At 73.4% G+C, this 15,079-nt stretch carries 15 protein-coding genes; 11 read left to right on the top strand and 4 right to left on the bottom strand.

Annotated features, from left to right (window positions below; genetic code table 11):
- The first annotated feature begins 15 nt into the window (after positions 1-15).
- From ABZ027_RS01280 to ABZ027_RS01270, 3 genes are read left to right on the top strand one after another with little or no spacing between them, the layout of a single operon-like run.
- Positions 16-897, top strand: a complete 882-nt coding sequence (locus ABZ027_RS01280; RefSeq protein ID WP_356763078.1) for a PPK2 family polyphosphate kinase — start codon at positions 16-18, stop codon at positions 895-897.
- Between the two features lie 28 nt (positions 898-925).
- Positions 926-2,446 (top strand): FAD-dependent oxidoreductase, encoded by a 1,521-nt coding sequence (locus tag ABZ027_RS01275; RefSeq protein WP_356763076.1) that lies wholly within the window; start codon positions 926-928, stop codon positions 2,444-2,446.
- 39 nt (positions 2,447-2,485) lie between these two features.
- Complete coding sequence (locus ABZ027_RS01270; protein ID WP_356763074.1) at positions 2,486-2,665, top strand: hypothetical protein; 180 nt, start codon at positions 2,486-2,488, stop codon at positions 2,663-2,665.
- 56 nt (positions 2,666-2,721) lie between these two features.
- Here the strand turns inward: ABZ027_RS01270 and ABZ027_RS01265 are convergent, their stop codons facing one another.
- Both ABZ027_RS01265 and ABZ027_RS01260 read right to left on the bottom strand, forming a co-directional pair.
- Complete coding sequence (locus tag ABZ027_RS01265; protein ID WP_356763072.1) at positions 2,722-3,393, bottom strand: ABC transporter; 672 nt, start codon at positions 3,391-3,393, stop codon at positions 2,722-2,724.
- Positions 3,390-4,253, bottom strand: a complete 864-nt coding sequence (locus ABZ027_RS01260; RefSeq protein ID WP_356763070.1) for an ATP-binding cassette domain-containing protein — start codon at positions 4,251-4,253, stop codon at positions 3,390-3,392. Before ABZ027_RS01260 ends, ABZ027_RS01265 begins: the two co-directional genes overlap by 4 nt.
- A gap of 45 nt (positions 4,254-4,298) precedes the next feature.
- Between ABZ027_RS01260 and ABZ027_RS01255 the strand changes: the two genes are divergently transcribed.
- The 7 genes from ABZ027_RS01255 to ABZ027_RS01225 all read left to right on the top strand — a co-directional run bounded on the left by ABZ027_RS01255 (position 4,299) and on the right by ABZ027_RS01225 (position 11,540).
- Positions 4,299-5,015, top strand: coding sequence for a peptidyl-tRNA hydrolase (locus ABZ027_RS01255; RefSeq protein ID WP_356763068.1), 717 nt, complete (start codon positions 4,299-4,301; stop codon positions 5,013-5,015).
- Positions 5,012-5,650: a TetR family transcriptional regulator gene (locus ABZ027_RS01250; protein ID WP_356763066.1), complete on the top strand. Its 639-nt coding sequence runs from the start codon at positions 5,012-5,014 to the stop codon at positions 5,648-5,650. The genes ABZ027_RS01255 and ABZ027_RS01250 overlap by 4 nt, the downstream gene beginning before the upstream one ends.
- A gap of 113 nt (positions 5,651-5,763) precedes the next feature.
- Complete coding sequence (locus ABZ027_RS01245; protein WP_356763064.1) at positions 5,764-6,171, top strand: hypothetical protein; 408 nt, start codon at positions 5,764-5,766, stop codon at positions 6,169-6,171.
- Positions 6,171-6,764, top strand: a complete 594-nt coding sequence (locus ABZ027_RS01240; protein WP_356763062.1) for a TIGR03086 family metal-binding protein — start codon at positions 6,171-6,173, stop codon at positions 6,762-6,764. Before ABZ027_RS01245 ends, ABZ027_RS01240 begins: the two co-directional genes overlap by 1 nt.
- A 229-nt stretch (positions 6,765-6,993) precedes the next feature.
- Entirely contained in the window at positions 6,994-8,388 is a 1,395-nt protein-coding gene (locus ABZ027_RS01235) for a DUF692 domain-containing protein (RefSeq protein WP_356763060.1), read from the top strand.
- Between the two features lie 386 nt (positions 8,389-8,774).
- On the top strand, positions 8,775-9,563 hold the full coding sequence (locus ABZ027_RS01230) for a DUF4142 domain-containing protein (RefSeq protein ID WP_356763058.1): 789 nt from the start codon (positions 8,775-8,777) through the stop codon (positions 9,561-9,563).
- A gap of 354 nt (positions 9,564-9,917) precedes the next feature.
- Positions 9,918-11,540, top strand: a complete 1,623-nt coding sequence (locus ABZ027_RS01225) for an alpha/beta hydrolase (protein WP_356763056.1) — start codon at positions 9,918-9,920, stop codon at positions 11,538-11,540.
- Here the strand turns inward: ABZ027_RS01225 and hemQ are convergent.
- Complete coding sequence (gene hemQ, locus ABZ027_RS01220) at positions 11,489-12,220, bottom strand: hydrogen peroxide-dependent heme synthase (RefSeq protein ID WP_356763054.1); 732 nt, start codon at positions 12,218-12,220, stop codon at positions 11,489-11,491. The genes ABZ027_RS01225 and hemQ overlap by 52 nt on opposite strands.
- Positions 12,221-12,472: 252 nt before the next feature.
- Complete coding sequence (gene hemG, locus ABZ027_RS01215) at positions 12,473-13,876, bottom strand: protoporphyrinogen oxidase (RefSeq protein WP_356763052.1); 1,404 nt, start codon at positions 13,874-13,876, stop codon at positions 12,473-12,475.
- Positions 13,877-14,033: 157 nt separating this feature from the next.
- Between hemG and ABZ027_RS01210 the strand changes: the two genes are divergently transcribed.
- Positions 14,034-15,026, top strand: a complete 993-nt coding sequence (locus tag ABZ027_RS01210) for a DUF4349 domain-containing protein (protein WP_356763050.1) — start codon at positions 14,034-14,036, stop codon at positions 15,024-15,026.
- Positions 15,027-15,079 lie beyond the last annotated feature (53 nt).

Raw genomic sequence — 15,079 nt, 5'->3', positions numbered from 1 at the left:
GGGAAGGGGTGCCCCGTGGCCGAGAAGAACGCCAAGCGGAAGTCCGGGAAGGTGGACAAGGCCGATCTGAGCGAGCTGCTGCGCGTACCGGGCGGCGAGCCGACCGATCTGTCCTCCTTCGACACCCGCTCCGTCCCGCTCGGCCCCGGGAGCAAGGTCGCGGGCCTCTCGGACACCACCCGGATCGGCGAACACCTCGCCGACCTGCAGGAACGCCTGTTCGCGGCGAGCACGGCCGGCGACCGGCGCCGGGTGCTGCTGGTCCTGCAGGGCATGGACACCAGCGGCAAGGGCGGCACGATCAAGCACGTCATCGGGTTCTGCAACCCGTCCGGCTGCCGGGTGAGGGCGTTCAAGGCCCCCACCCCCGAGGAACGCGCGCACCCCTTCCTGTGGCGCGTCGAGAAGTCCCTCCCGCACCCCGGTGAGCTGGGCATCTTCGACCGCTCGCACTACGAGGACGTCCTGGTCGCCCGGGTCCGCGAGCTCGCCCCGCGCGACGAGATCGAGCGCCGCTACGACGAGATCAACGCCTTCGAGAAGTCCCTCACCGACGACGGCACCACCATCATCAAGTGCTTCCTGCACATCTCCTTCGAGGAACAGCGCGACCGCCTGCTCAAACGCCTGGACCGGCCGGACAAGCACTGGAAGTTCAGCCCGTCCGACGTCGACGACCGGGCGCTGCGGCCGGCGTTCCAGGAGGCGTACGGCATCGCGCTGGAGCGCTGCTCGACGTCGTACGCCCCCTGGTACGTGATCCCGTCGGACCGCAAGTGGTACCGGAACTGGGCAGTGGGACGGCTGCTCCTGGAGCACCTCAGGGCGCTGGACCCGCAGTACCCGAAGGCCGACTTCGACAGTGCGGCGTGCCGTCGGCGACTGCTCGCGCAGTGAACCGGCGCGGACGGGGTACTCGGCCCGTATGACCGAGAACCCGCATGTCAGCGGCTCGTACTGGCTCCAGACCGCGCCCGGGCCGCAGCGCCCCGCACTGGTCGACGACCTCACGGTGGACGTGGCGGTCATCGGCGCCGGGGTCGCGGGACTGAGTACGGCGTGGGAGCTCGCGCGGGCCGGCCGGCAGGTGGCGGTGCTGGAGGCCGACCGGGTCGCGGCCGGCGTCACCGGGCACACCACCGCCAAGGTCACCGCCCTGCACACCCTGATCTACGACAAGCTGCGGCGTACCCGCGGCCCCGAGGGGGCCCGGCTGTACGCCCGCTCGCAGGCCGAGGCGATCGAGCGGGCCGCGCAGATCGCGGACGAGCTCGGCGTGGACTGCGACTGGGAGCGCCGGAGCGCCTTCACGTACGCCCGTGACCCGGAGCGTGAGCAGGAGCTGCGGGCCGAGGCGAGGGCTGCGCACGAGGCGGGACTGCCGGCGTCGTTCGTGACGGAGACCGGGCTGCCGTTCCCGGTGGCGGGCGCGGTGAAGGTCACCGGGCAGGCCCAGTTCCATCCGCGCAAGTATCTGCTGGCCCTCGCCGAGGACCTGGTGGCACGGGGTGCGCACGTGTACGAGCACACCACCGTGGTCGGGCTGGAGGAGGGCGAGCCGTGCCGGCTGACCACCGACACGGGGGCGCGAGTGACCGCGCGGGACGTGGTGGTCGCCACGCACTACCCGGTCTTCGACCGGTCCCTGCTGTTCACCCGGCTCTCCCCGCGCCGTGAGCTGGTCGTCGCCGGGACGATGGCCGCCGACCGCGACCCGGAGGGCATGTACATCACACCGGACGAGGGCACCCGGTCGGTCCGTACGGCACCGTCCGGCGGGGCCGGGGAGCGCCTCCTGGTGGTCACCGGGGAGCACTTCACGCCCGGTACCGGCGACACCCGCACACGCTTCGAGCACCTGGCCGACTGGGCCGGCGAGCACTTCACCGACGTCACCCTCACCCACGCCTGGGCCACCCAGGACAACGACCCCACGGACACCGTCCCGCTGGTCGGCCCGATGCACCCGGGCGCCCGCCACACGTACGTCGCCACCGGCTTCGGCGGCTGGGGGATGAGCGGCGGGATCATGGCGGGCCGCCTGCTCACCGCGCTGATCTCGGGCGAGGAGTGCGCGTGGAGCGAGCTGTACGACCCGCGCCGGCTCCGCTCGACGGTGCGCGAGGCCCCCTCGTTCCTCAAGACGCAGGCGGACGTCGCCCGCCACTTCGTCGGTGACCGGCTGCGGCCCTCGCCGCCCGTCGAGTCCCTGCCGCCCGGCGAGGGCGCCGTCGTCCGCACCGAGGGCGGTCGGCTCGCGGTCTACCGGGACGAGGCCGGAAACCTGCACGCCCTCTCCGCGCGCTGTACCCATCTGGGCTGCCTGGTCGCGTTCAACGCCGCCGAGCGCGCCTGGGAGTGCCCCTGCCACGGCTCCCGCTTCGACACGGACGGCAAGGTGGTCCAGGGACCGGCTGTCCGGCCGCTGGAGCAGCGGGAGATCTGAGCGGGGCGGGGGCGGGTGCGGCCGTCCTACGCTGGAGGCATGAGCGAGGAGTACTGCACGATCAGCGACGCCGGGAAGCCGCCGCGGGCTGACGGGCCTCCGTACGCGGAATGCGTGCTGTGCCGGGAGCCGACGGAGTACCCGGAGTCGTACAAGGGGATCACGCTGTGTCCGGTGTGCGAGTGGCAGGAAGCGCAGCGCACGGCCTGTTCGGGGTGATCCCCAGCATCCCGCGCTGCCCGCGCTCCCCGTGCTCCCCGTGCTCCCCGGCGCCCTCAGGGTGACCTGCGGGAGGTGAGCGCGCAGGCCGTCGCGGTGGCGGCGGACGCGAGCAGGGCGGCCCCGGCGAGCGGCAGCAGGGGCAGCTCGACCGTGCCGGAGCGGGAGCCGGTGACCAGGCCGCTGACCGCCGCCTGCGCCGGGGAGCCGGACACCACCAGCGCCACCAGTGCCGCGAGCAGCAGCGCGGGGACCGCCCGGCCGGTCGCACGCAGCAGGGGCCAGCTGGTGAGCGCGCCGACGGCGGTGCCGAGCAGGGCGCAGGCCAGCGCGGCGAGCAGCCCGGCCGCGCCCGCCGGGAGCAGCGGCACCCGGGTCTGGTGATCGGAGCTCGCCGGATCGCTGATCCCGGCGACGATCACCGTCGCGACCGCGCCGAGCAGTGCCGACACGCCCAGCGCCACCAGCAGCCGGCTCAGGTGCGCCCGCCCCGGCCCGGTCGCCGCGGCCACGCAGTGGCCGGCCGCCGCCGGCTCCCCCGTGACGCAGATCCGCACCAGCCAGGCGGCGACGGGCAGCAGCGCGGCGGCCGTGTACCCGAGCGAGTCGAGTACCGGCTGGCCGCCCTGCACCCCCACGCCCAGGAACGCGGCGTACAGGATGAAGGGCGGCAGCCACCGCTGCGAGCGGATGAGCAGGGCGGCCTGGTAGCGGAGGATGGCGGTCACCTGGGGTTTTCCTCGCCGTAGGGGGTGTCGGCGCGGGTCACGCCGCGCACGTGCCAGGGCGGGCGGGCCGTGAGCAGGTGCCGGAGCAGCACGTCCGAGTGGGACGCGGGGACGCTGAAGCGGTAGGTGCCCGGGACGGTCTCCTCGGCGGACGTGACCGTGACGGCGGGGAGCTGTGCGCCGGGCGGCCCTTGCGCTTCGACGACGACCTGCGGGCCGGTCGGCGACGTCGCCTGTTCCGTACGGCGTTCGAGGGTGCCGTCGTGGACGTGGTACGTGGCGTCGGGCACGCCTGCTAGGCGGCGCGGGTCATGGTCGACGAACACCACGGTGCCGCCGGCGGCGGTGCGTTCGGCCACGGCCCGCTCCAGTTCGGCCCGGGCGTCGGTGTCCAGTCCGGTCCACGCCTCGTCGAGGACGAGCAGTTCGGGTTCGGCGAGCAGGGCCTGGGCGACGGCGACCTTCTGGCTGCTGCCCTTCGACAGTCGGGTCATCGGGGTGCGGGCGTAGGCTGCCGCGCCGAACCGGTCGAGCCACTCGTCGGCGGCCCGTGCGGCGGCGGTACGGGTCAGGCCGTGCACGGCACCGAGGTGAGTGAGATAGCCGGACGGGGTGAAGGGCAGGGCCGACGGGAAGCGTTCGGGCACGTAGGCCGTTCGGGGGCGGCCGGTGACGCGGCCGGTGGTGGGGGCGTCGATCCGCGCCAGGAGGCGCAGCAGGGTGGACTTGCCGGTGCCGTTGGTTCCCCCGATCCGTACGAGTTCGCCCCGGGCGAGGGTCAGGTCGATGCCGCGCAGCACCCAGGAACCGCTCAAGCCGTAGCGGCGGCCCACGTTCTCCAGCCGTAGCGCGTTCTGCATGGGGGACATCATGGCGCGCGCCCCGGCGGTTGGCAGACTGGTTCCGTGAGTGAAGATGCGACGTCGAGTGACGACAGCCCTTTCCGGTCCGACCCCAGCGCACGGGACCACGCGCCGCAGTTCGTGCTGCCCCTGGTCGTCCGTATCGAGCGGGACGCTCCGCCGGCCCGTACCGACGCCCTGGAGACCGCCGCCCGGGCCGTGCTCCTGATGCTGGCCGACGAGCGGTCGGTCGGCGAGGGCGAGTGGGCGCGGGCGATGCGGGACTGGCAGGACGCGCGGATCCGCAAGGTGGTGCGGCGGGCCCGGGGGGCCGAGTGGCGGCGGGCGGTGGCGTTGCCCGGGATCACCGTGGCCGGGAAGTCGGCGGAGGTGCGGGTCTTCCCGCCGGTGCCGCTCGACGGGTGGCCCAAGGACCTGGCCCGGCTCCAGGTGTCGGGCACCGACCTCGACGATCCGGAGCCGCCGGGGGCCGCGGACCCGTCGGGGCCCGTGCTGTGGCTGAACCCGGAGCTGGACATGTCGGCCGGGAAGGCGATGGCGCAGGCCGGTCACGGGGCCCAACTCGCCTGGTGGGAACTGTCGCAGGAGGAGCGGGCCGGGTGGCGCGACGCGGGTTTCCCCCTCGCCGTACGGGCCGCGGACCCTGGCCGCTGGGGTGAACTGACCACGAGTGGGCTGCCGTTGGTGCGGGACGCCGGGTTCACCGAGATCGCGCCCGGGTCCTGCACGGTCGTCGCGGACCATCCGGCGTTGCGGTGACCCGCCTGGACGGCAGGGTCGAGCGGGGCAACCGGACCCGTCAGGCAGTGCTGCGCCGAGCGGTCGACCTGGCCTCCGTCGAGGGGCTGGAGGCGTTGTCGCTGGGGCGGCTCGCCGGTGACCTGGGGCTGAGCAAGAGCGGGGTGTTCGCCCTGTTCGGCTCCAAGCAGGAACTCCAACTGGCGACGATCCAGGAGGCCTCACGGATCTACGTCACGGAGGTGCTGGAGCCTGCCGCGACGCCCGCGCCGGGGGTGGCCCGGGTGTGGCGCCTGTGCGAGGCCTGGCTGGACTACTCGCAGCGTCGGGTCTTCCCGGGCGGTTGCTTCTTCTACGGGGCGATCGCCGAGTTCGACGCCCGGGAGGGGCCGGTGCATGACGCCCTGGTGGCGGCGCAGCGGTCCTGGGTCACGTTGGTGGAGGGCTGCAGCGAGGAGGCGCGGCGCGTCGGTGAGCTGCGCGCGGACACGGATGCCGGGCAACTGGCCTTCGAGCTGGTCGCGTTGATGGAGGCGGCGAACGCGCTGTCGGTGCTGCACGGCGAGGCGGGCGCCTACCGCAGGGCCCGCCTCGGCATCGCGGCCCGGCTGCGGCTGGCCGCGACGGACCCGTCCCTCGCACCTGAAGTGCCGTGAGGCGCGGCTGAGTTGCGAGAACCGCGGGTGATGCCTCTGACTCCGGGGGACCATCCGCGTCTCTCGTCCGAAACAAGTAGCACGATCGTTCGTTTAGTTTTACGCTGCCTGTCATGAGCTCTCCTCGACGAAAGATCCTGCGCTCCCGCTGGCAACCGGGACCGGAGCCCCCGTCCGGCGATCCCCTGCTGGTCACCGTCACGGACTTCACCGCCCGCGGATACGGCCAGGCCGCCGCGGTCGCCGTGAGCGGGCTGCGGTTGCGCCGCACCTGGCCGCAGACGCCCGGCGCGGTCGGGATGTGGCTGTGGGCCGATCCGGTCCGACGGCGCTGCGGAGCGGTGTCCGTGTGGGCGGACGAGCGGGGTCTGAAGGAGTTCGTCGGCCGTCCCGACCACGTCCGGATCGTGCGCGCCCACCACGGTCGCGGCGAACTGCGGTCCACCCGGCGCGAGTTCGCCGCGTTCGACGCGGGCGCCGTGTGGGCGTACGCCCTGGGCCTGATCACCGAGGAGCGGTGATGGACCTCGTCGAGTTGGACCGGATCGCCGTACGCGAGGCGGTGCGGGTGGTGGATCTGGCGCGGGAGCGGGACTGGGAGCGGGACACCCCGTGCGCGGGGTGGACGGTGCGGCGACTGGTGGCGCACATGACGGCCCAGCACCACGGCTTCGCGGCCGCGGCCCGCGGAGCGGGCGGGGAGGCGGAGCACTGGCGGGAGCGGGAGGACGCGAGCGATCCGGCCCTCGCGCACCGGGTGGCCGCGGCGGATGTCCTGGCCGCCTTCGCCGAACCCGGCGTGCCCGAAAGGCAGTTCACCCTGTTCGAGCTGAGCGGGAGCTTCCGCGGCCGGACCGCGATCGGCTTCCACCTCGTCGACTACGTGGTGCACGCCTGGGACGTGGCCGTGAGCCTCGGCACCGGCCTCGACCTGCCGGACGAGGTGCTCGGCGCGGCGCTCGCCGTCGCCCGGCGCGTCCCCACCGACCCGGCGGCACGCGCTGAGGGGTCCGCGTTCGCCGCCGCGCTGGACGTGCCGGAGGGGGCGGCGCCGCTTGCAAAGACGCTTCGGCTGCTGGGGCGGGCGCCGGAGCGGTGGCCAACGGTTGTTTGAACGCCTTCACCGTCCCGCGCGTACCTTCTGACGCCGGCCGCGCACCGCGCGGTCGACTCGGGGCCGGTCCGAGGCGAACCTCAAATGTTGCTCTGAACGCGGGCGCCCAGCGGTTCGAGTCCGCGCGTCCGGGCCATACCCACGTCACGTCGAAGGAGCGTCGAAGGGGACGACTCGAGGGAGACGACTCAGCGGGTTCAAGGCGTGTGGGCGGGCGGAGGAGGAGACGATGGAGCGACTGGGGACGGGCATCGGGTGGCGGCCGGAGATCGCGGACGCCGTGGAGCGCATGCCGGGCATCGACTGGGTCGAGGTCGTGGCGGAGAACACCTGCCCCGGCCACCTCCCGCAGTCCCTGCTGCGGCTGCGTGAGCGCGGGGTCACCGTCGTCCCGCACGGTGTCTCGCTCGGTCTCGGCGGCGCCGACCGCCCCGACCCAGGACGCCTGACCGTCCTCGCCGAGCGAGCTCAGGCGCTGGGCTCGCCGCTGATCACCGAGCACATCGCGTTCGTCAGGGCGGGCGGCCCCCTGACGGCCTCCCCCGGCCTGGAGGCGGGCCATCTGCTTCCGGTACCGCGCACCCGCGACGCCCTGGACGTGTTGTGCGAGAACGTCCGCATCGCACAGGACGCACTGCCGGTACCGCTCGCCGTCGAGAACATCGCCGCCCTGATCTCCTGGCCCGGCGAGGAGCTGACCGAGGGGCAGTTCCTGTACGAGCTGGCCGACCGCACCGGAGTGCGCCTGCTCATCGATGTGGCGAACCTGCACACCAACCACGTCAACCGCGGCGAGGACCCGGCCGAGGCGCTGGCCGACCTCCCCCTGGAGGCCATCGCGTACGTCCATGTCGCGGGTGGCTTCGAACGCGACGGAGTCTGGCACGACAGCCACGCCCACCCGGTCCCCCGCCCGGTCCTCGACATCCTGACCGACCTCGCGTCCCGGGTCCGCCCGCCGGGCGTCCTGCTGGAACGCGACGAGAACTTCCCCGAACCGGCCGAGCTGGAGAGGGAGTTGGGGGCGATCCGGGAGGCACTGGAGAAGGGCGGCGCCGATGCGGGGGCGGTGCTGCCCGCCGGATCCCGGACCGACGCCACCCGGCCTGCCGACGCGACGACCACACCGGCTCCGGCTCCGACTCCCACCCCTACGGCGGCTACTGCTCCCGACCCGACTCGGGCCCCGGCGCCGTCCCCGGCCGACGACCCCGCCCGTCAGCGGCTCGCCCTCGCGCAGACGGCGCTGCTGTCCGCGCTGGTCGCCGGTACGCCCGTCCCGGAGGGGTTCGACCGGGTGCGCCTCGGCGTCCAGGCCCGCGCGCTCGGCGGGAAGCGGGCGGACGTGGTCGCGAAGGTCGCCCCCGAACTCCCGGCCATCCTCGGTCCCGGCTACCGCCCGGCCTTCCTCGCCTACGCCCACGGCCACCCGATGACGGACGGCTACCGCCGCGACGCCCTGGACTTCGCCGAGCAGGTGCTGCTCGCCGGGCAGCCGGAGGACGCGACGGCACGACGGCAGCTGCGGGAGTGGTGGCTGGAGCGGTCGGGCCCGGCACCGCGCTCGCAGCGCCCGACGGCGCGGCTGGCTCGCGCCACGCGGCGGGTCCTGCTGCGTCGCTGACCACAGCACGCGGCCGAACCGGGTGGCCGACCGACCCCGTCCGTCCGCGGCCTCGGCGGACACCGCCCACCCGCAGCCGGCCCACACCGTCCAGCCACATGGCCCGCGCGACCTACGCCACCTCGGGCTCCCCCACTAGGCGCGGGCTCCCCGCGGTCGGCCTCTCAGGTGTGCCAGGGTTAACACTCCTGACAATCACCCGAGCCAGGAAGCCCGCTTCACTGCACTGTGCCCCCATACATCCCCCGCCTTTCTTCACCCATTCGTCCCGCCTCGCCCCTGATGCAACCTTCCTCCCTCGTACGGCAGTTGACGTAGACCGCGCAGTAACATGTCAACCCCGCACCTGAGACCCACTAGCGTGCGGTGCCGCAACAGGAGGCACCATGCGACCCCGTCCCCCCGTCAACGGCAGAGGCATCTTCACCGGAACCGGCATCATCATCGTCGGTCTGATCGCGACCTTCGTGGCGCTGATCTTCCCGCTCTGGTCGTACGACGACCAGCCCGCCACCGGCGTGGACGTACTGAACGCCGAGACCGTGTCGACGGTGTACGGGCCGCTGTCCGCTCTCGACCGGGACTTCGTCACGAAGGTCCGACTGGCCGGCCTGTGGGAGCTGCCCGCCGGTCAGCAGGCGCAGCAGAAGGGCACGACGGAGGCCGTACGAAGGGCGGGCACGCACCTGGTCGAGGGGCACACGTTCCTGGACGAGCGGGTCCGGGACGTGGCCGCCAAGCTCGGCCTGGAGCTGCCCAACGAGCCGACCGAGCAGCAGAAGCAGTGGCTCGCGACCCTGAACACCGCCCAAGGCGTCGACTACGACCACCAGTTCGCCAACATCCTGCGGCTCGCGCACGGCAAGGTCTTCTCAGTCGTCGCCCAGGTACGGGCCGCCACCCGCAACTCGCTCGTCCGTGCCCTCGCCGACGACGCCAACACGACCGTACTGGACCACATCAAGGTCCTTGAGGCCACCGGGTACGTCGACTTCGACGCCCTGGCCCGGGACATGGCGGCGGCGAGCACTCCCCCGGTCACCGGCTCCCCGACCCCGCCCGGCCCGATCACCGGACCGGGCCCGGTGGTCCCGGTGACCCCGTCACCCTCCCCGACGTACCCGCTCCCGCCCCCCGCCTCCAACCCACCCCCGCCGGCACCCGAGACCTCCTGACCCGGTCACCCACCGGAACGTCACCGGGTTCCTCCGAGGACGCCCCGGCCGGCTGGTCGGCGCGGGGCTCGCCGTTCCCGGCGGCGTCCGTGCGGGGGTCGCCGCCGGGAGCCGCAACGTACAGTTCGCCGCGCTCGCCGTGCCGCCCCTGGGCGCGACCGCGCTGCTGACGCCGGCCCAGTCGGACGTACCGCGCGGCCTTCGCCCACCGGGAGCAGCAGGAGGACTGGCGCGCGTAGGGCTTTGACGGGGCGTACGGGCGTATCGGGCCCGACACCGGCCGGGGTGCTTGCCTTCGCCAACAGCCGGGCGAAACATCCCTTTTGTTGCTGTCGTGCACCGAAGGGACACCCGATGCGAGCGCCCGCCCTCTACTCGGCCGCCGGGGCCTTGCTGCTGACCACGCTCGGCGCGGCCCCGGCCGACAGCGCCCCCGCAGTGCCCGGCGCGGCCGAGTTGCGCGGCACGGCGGTGGCCGCCGCCCGGGCCGGGGCGCGGGGCGTCGACTTCGGCGCCTGCCCCGCCGCGGAGGACCTGCCGGGCACCGTGCGGTGCGGCACCGTGTCCGTGCCGCTCGACTACGCCCGGCCCGACGGCCCGCAGATCGAACTGACCGTGAGCCGGGTGCCGGCCACCCACAAGGACCCGGACAACAGCAAGCGCCGGGTGCCCCGGCAGGGCTCCCTGGTCTTCAACCCGGGCGGACCCGGCGATTCCGGCATGTACTTCCCGCTGATCGGCGTGCTCCCCGAGTGGAAACGGCTCGCGGCGGCGTACGACCTGGTGGGCTACGCCCCGCGCGGGGTGGGCCGGTCCGCGCATCTGTCCTGCCAGGATCCCAAGACGTTCCTCGAAGCTCCCACACAGGCGCCGACGCATCCCTCGGAGACGTACAAGAAGGAACGCGTCGAGCGGGCGAAGGCGTACGCGCGTGGCTGCGCGCGGCGCGGCGGTGAGGCGCTGCGGCACTACACCTCCCTCAACAACGCGCGCGACCTGGACGTCCTGCGCGCCGCGCTCGGCGAGTCGAGGCTGACGTTCATGGGCGCGTCGTACGGCACCTACCTGGGGGCGGTGTACGCGACCCTCTTCCCCTCGCACGTACGGCGGATGGTGTTCGACGCGGCGGTGAACCCGGACCCCGAGCAGATCTGGTACCGCAACAACCTCGCCCAGTCGGCCGCGTTCGAGGGCCGCTGGCAGGACTTCCGGGACTGGGTCGCCCGGCACGACGACGTGTACGGGCTGGGCGACACGGCGGACGACGTGCTGCGCAGCTACGAGAAGGCCGCGGCGCAGCTGGCCGTGAAGCCGGCCGGCGGGACGGTCGGCCCCGGGCAGTTGCGTGAGGCGTTCCTGTCGGCCGGGTACTACGACGACTACTGGCCGCACCGCGCGCAGGCGCTGTCGGTGTATCTGAAGGGCGACCCGCAGCCGCTGATCGAGCAGGCCGGGCCGTACCCGGAGACGGCGGCCGACGCGGAGAACGCGCAGGCGGTCTACACGGCCGTCGAGTGCAACGACGCGCCCTGGCCCACCCAGTGGGAGGTGTGGGACCGGGACAACACCCGGCTCGCACGCGTGGCGCCCTTCGAGACCTGGGACAACGTGTGGACGAACCTGTCCTGCGCGTACTGGCTCGCGCCGCGTCAGCGGCCCCTCGATGTGCGTACCGGCCCCGGTGAGGTGCCGGGGACGCTGATCCTGGCGGCCGAGCGGGACGCCGCCGCGCCCTACGAGGGGGCGTTGGAGTTGCGTCGGCGGTTGTCGGGGTCGGTGCTGGTGACGGAGCGGGACGCCGGTAGCCACGGGATCGCGGGCGGGCCGAACCCGTGCGTCAACGGGTACGTGGACGCCTACCTGCTGGAAGGGCGGCTTCCGGGGCGGCGCGCCGCGTGTGCGCCGCACCCGGAGCCGGAACCGCGTTATGCGAGCCCGGCGACCAAGTCGGCCACCGACTTGCGGCGGCCCGTGTAGAACGGGACCTCTTCGCGGACGTGCATCCTGGCCTCGGAGGCACGCAGGTGGCGCATGAGGTCGACGATGCGGTACAGCTCGTCGGCCTCGAAGGCGAGGATCCACTCGTAGTCGCCGAGGGAGAACGAGGCGACCGTGTTGGCGCGCACGTCCGGGTAGCCGCGGGCCATCTTGCCGTGGTCGGCGAGCATCCGGCGGCGGTCCTCGTCGGGCAGCAGGTACCAGTCGTAGGAGCGCACGAAGGGGTAGACGCTGACGTAGTCGCGGGGCGACTCGTCGGCGAGGAAGGCGGGGATGTGCGCGCGGTTGAACTCGGCGGGGCGGTGCAGCGCCATGTTCGACCACACCGGCGTGAGGGCGCGGCCCAGCCTGGTGCGGCGGAAGAGGTTGTACGCCTCCTGCAGCTGGTCGCTGGTCTCCGCGTGCCACCAGATCATGAGGTCGGCGTCGGCGCGCAGACCGGACACGTCGTAGGTGCCGCGGATCGTCACATCCTTGGCGGTGAGCTGGTCGAACAGCTCCTGGACCTCGTCGGCGTAACCCGCGCGGTCTTCGGGGAGCACGTCCTTCAGCTTGAAGACGGACCAGAGGGTGTAGCGGATGGTCTCGTTCAGGTCCTTGGCCAGCTTGCCCTTGTTCGGGACCCTGCCGGACTCGGTGGTGGGGGCGTCGTCGCTCATGGTCCTTATTCTCCCGCTCCGCCGTGCAGACTCTGCACCGGGTTGGCGGTGAGCTCCCGCGTCGCGCCTAGGGCCCTTCTGATGGATCTCCGTGGGAGAAGGAGCGGCGTTCGGTGCGTGCGATCGGCGTGCGGCGTGGAGGGTCATGTGGCGGAGCCACCTGGCCCTTCGCGCCGTGCGGCTGGGGGTCCCCCCACGCCCTTGAGGCAGTGGGGGAGTGCGTGCCGGGCGACGCGACGCCGCGGAGATCCATCAGGACGGCCCTGGGCCGCCGCCGATCTGGTCCACCGCCGCGTACGCGCTCGCGATGCAGGCCGGGATGCCGACGCCGTCGTACAGGGCGCCGCACACGGCGAGCCCCGGCAGCTTGCCGACGTGTTCGCGGATCCGGGCCACCCGCGCGTGATGGCCGACCGGGTACTGGGGGAGGCCGTCGGTCCAGCGGACGACGCGGGTCTCCACGGGAGCGGCGTCCAGGCCGGTCGCCTCGCGCAGGTCGTGCCGGGAGACGGCGACGAGGTCGGCGTCCTCGCGCTGCAGGATCGCCGTCTCGCCGTACCGGCCGACGGAGGTGCGCAGGACGAGCAGATCCGGGTTCTCGGCGTCGATCCAGCCCCACTTCTGGGAGGCGAACGTCGACGCCTTGATGGTGCGTCCGTCGACGGGCGGGACGAGGAACCCGCTGCCCTCGGGGAGGGTGACGTCCGCGCGGCGGTAGGCGAGGGTGACCAGGGCCATGGAGGCGTACTCGACGGCGGTCAGCTCGGTGGCGGCCGCGGGTGACTCGGTGCGCAGCAGACCGGCGGCGACCGGGGCGGGGGCGGCGACGATCACCGCGTCGGCGTGCCGGACCCGGTCCCCGGCGACTACCCGCCAGCCGCCGGACGCCTCGCGGCGCAGCTCGGTCACCGGCGACCCGGTCACTATGTCTCCGCCGCGCTCGCGCACCGACTCGGCCACCGCGAGCGGCAACGAGCCGACTCCGCCCGCGATGCCCATGAACACCGGCCCGGTCTGCTGGTTCGCCGCGGCCTTCGCCTGGATCTCGCGGACGGCCGCCGTCAGGGAGTCGTGCGTCCGCGCGGCCTGGAAGAGCTGCGGGACGGCCGAGCGCATCGAGATGCGGTACGCGTCGCCCGCGTAGACCCCTCCCAGCAGCGGCTCCACGAGACGGTCGACGACCTCACGGCCCAGCCGCGCCGCCACGTACTCCCCGACCGCCACGTCCTCGCCGACCTCCGTGCGGGGCAGGTCGGTGTCCTGCCCGATGCGGGCGAGACCCTCGTCGGACAGCACGCCGGTCAGGGCGTCGGCGGTGCCGGGGACACCCATCACATGGCCCTTGGGCATCGGGCGCAGGACGCCGCGGGTCCACAGCGAGGCGGTCGCGGTCGCGGGCGGCTGGAGGCGGTCGGTCAGGCCCACCTCGCGGGCGAGGGCGACGGCCTCGGGGCGGCGGGCGAGCATCGATTCGGCGCCGAGGTCGACACGGGCGCCCGCGATCTCGCCGGGCAGCAGCTTGCCGCCGACGCGGTCCGAGGCCTCCAGCACGGTCACCCGCGACCCCCGTCGCAGCAGCCGGTGGGCGGCTGCCAGCCCCGCGATCCCGGCTCCGACGACGATGACATGCCCGATGCCCGTACCCGTTGCGCTCATGTGCCCACCTTCTCAGACGCCACTGACACCCCGGCGCCGGGCCGGTGTCCTGCACGAGTCCCGACCGTGACCGCATCGGGACCGTTTCCCTCCAACGTCCCGGCCCGCTCCGGCGTCGAAGGAACGTCAGTCGTCACAACCCCCGGGGGTAGCCCGCATGCGCGCACGACGTTCCGTACGACCCGTTCAGGCCCTGGCACCTCTCCTGCTGGCCGCGGCCCTCGCGCTGACCGGCTGCAGTGCCGGCGGCGGTGATTCCGGCACCACGGCGGACGACAGGCCGGCCGCGCAGAGCGACGCGAAGGCGGCCGCACCGGGTGGCGCGGCCGAGTCCGACCGTTCCCGCGGGACCGGTGGCGCCAAGGCGACCGCGCCCCTCAAGGTCACCAGCCACATCATCCGTACCGCGTCGCTGACCGTGCAGGTCAAGGACGTACCGAAGGCCCTCGACGAGGCGCGCGGCACCGTCGAGAACGCGGGCGGCTACGTCGGCGACGAGTCCACCAGCCGGGACCAGGACGGCCACGAACGCACCCGGGTGGTGCTGCGGGTGCCCGTCGACCGGTACGACACCGTCCTCGACGAGCTCCAGGGCACCGGCAAGCTCCTCGAACGCACGGCGAAGGCGCAGGACGTCACCGATCAGGTCGTCGACGTGGACAGCCGCATCGCCTCGCAGCGTGCCAGCGTGGCACGGGTGCGTGAACTGATGGACCAGGCGACCAAGCTCAGTGACGTGGTGACGCTGGAGGGCGAGCTGAGCAGGCGGGAGTCCGACCTGGAGGCGCTGCTGGCCCAGCAGTCGTCCCTGAAGGACCGCACCAGCCTGGCGACCATCACCCTGTCCCTGTCCGAGACGCCGGTGAAGAAGGCGGCCCACAAGGACGACGACCCGGGGTTCGTGGACGCGCTGGCCGGCGGCTGGGACGCGTTCGTGACGATGCTGCGCTGGCTGGCCGTGGTGATCGGGGCGGTGCTGCCGTTCCTGGCGGTGGCCGCGCTGATCGTCCTGGCGTGGCTGCGGATGATCCGGCCCCGGCTGCCGCGCCGCCCCGCGACCCCGCCCGCGACGACCGCGCTCGGCCCGCTCCCGACGGCCCGGCAGGCGCCCGAGCCGACCCACCCGCAGGAGGGCGGCGAGCAGAACTGAGCTGCGGCGAGCGGGCTTTACGGGACTGAAGTGCCCTGCCCACGTAGCGTGTT

This window comes from Streptomyces sp. NPDC006332 (genome assembly GCF_040612855.1).
Taxonomy (GTDB): domain Bacteria; phylum Actinomycetota; class Actinomycetes; order Streptomycetales; family Streptomycetaceae; genus Streptomyces.
This window is presented reverse-complemented; position numbering and strand designations above follow the sequence as displayed.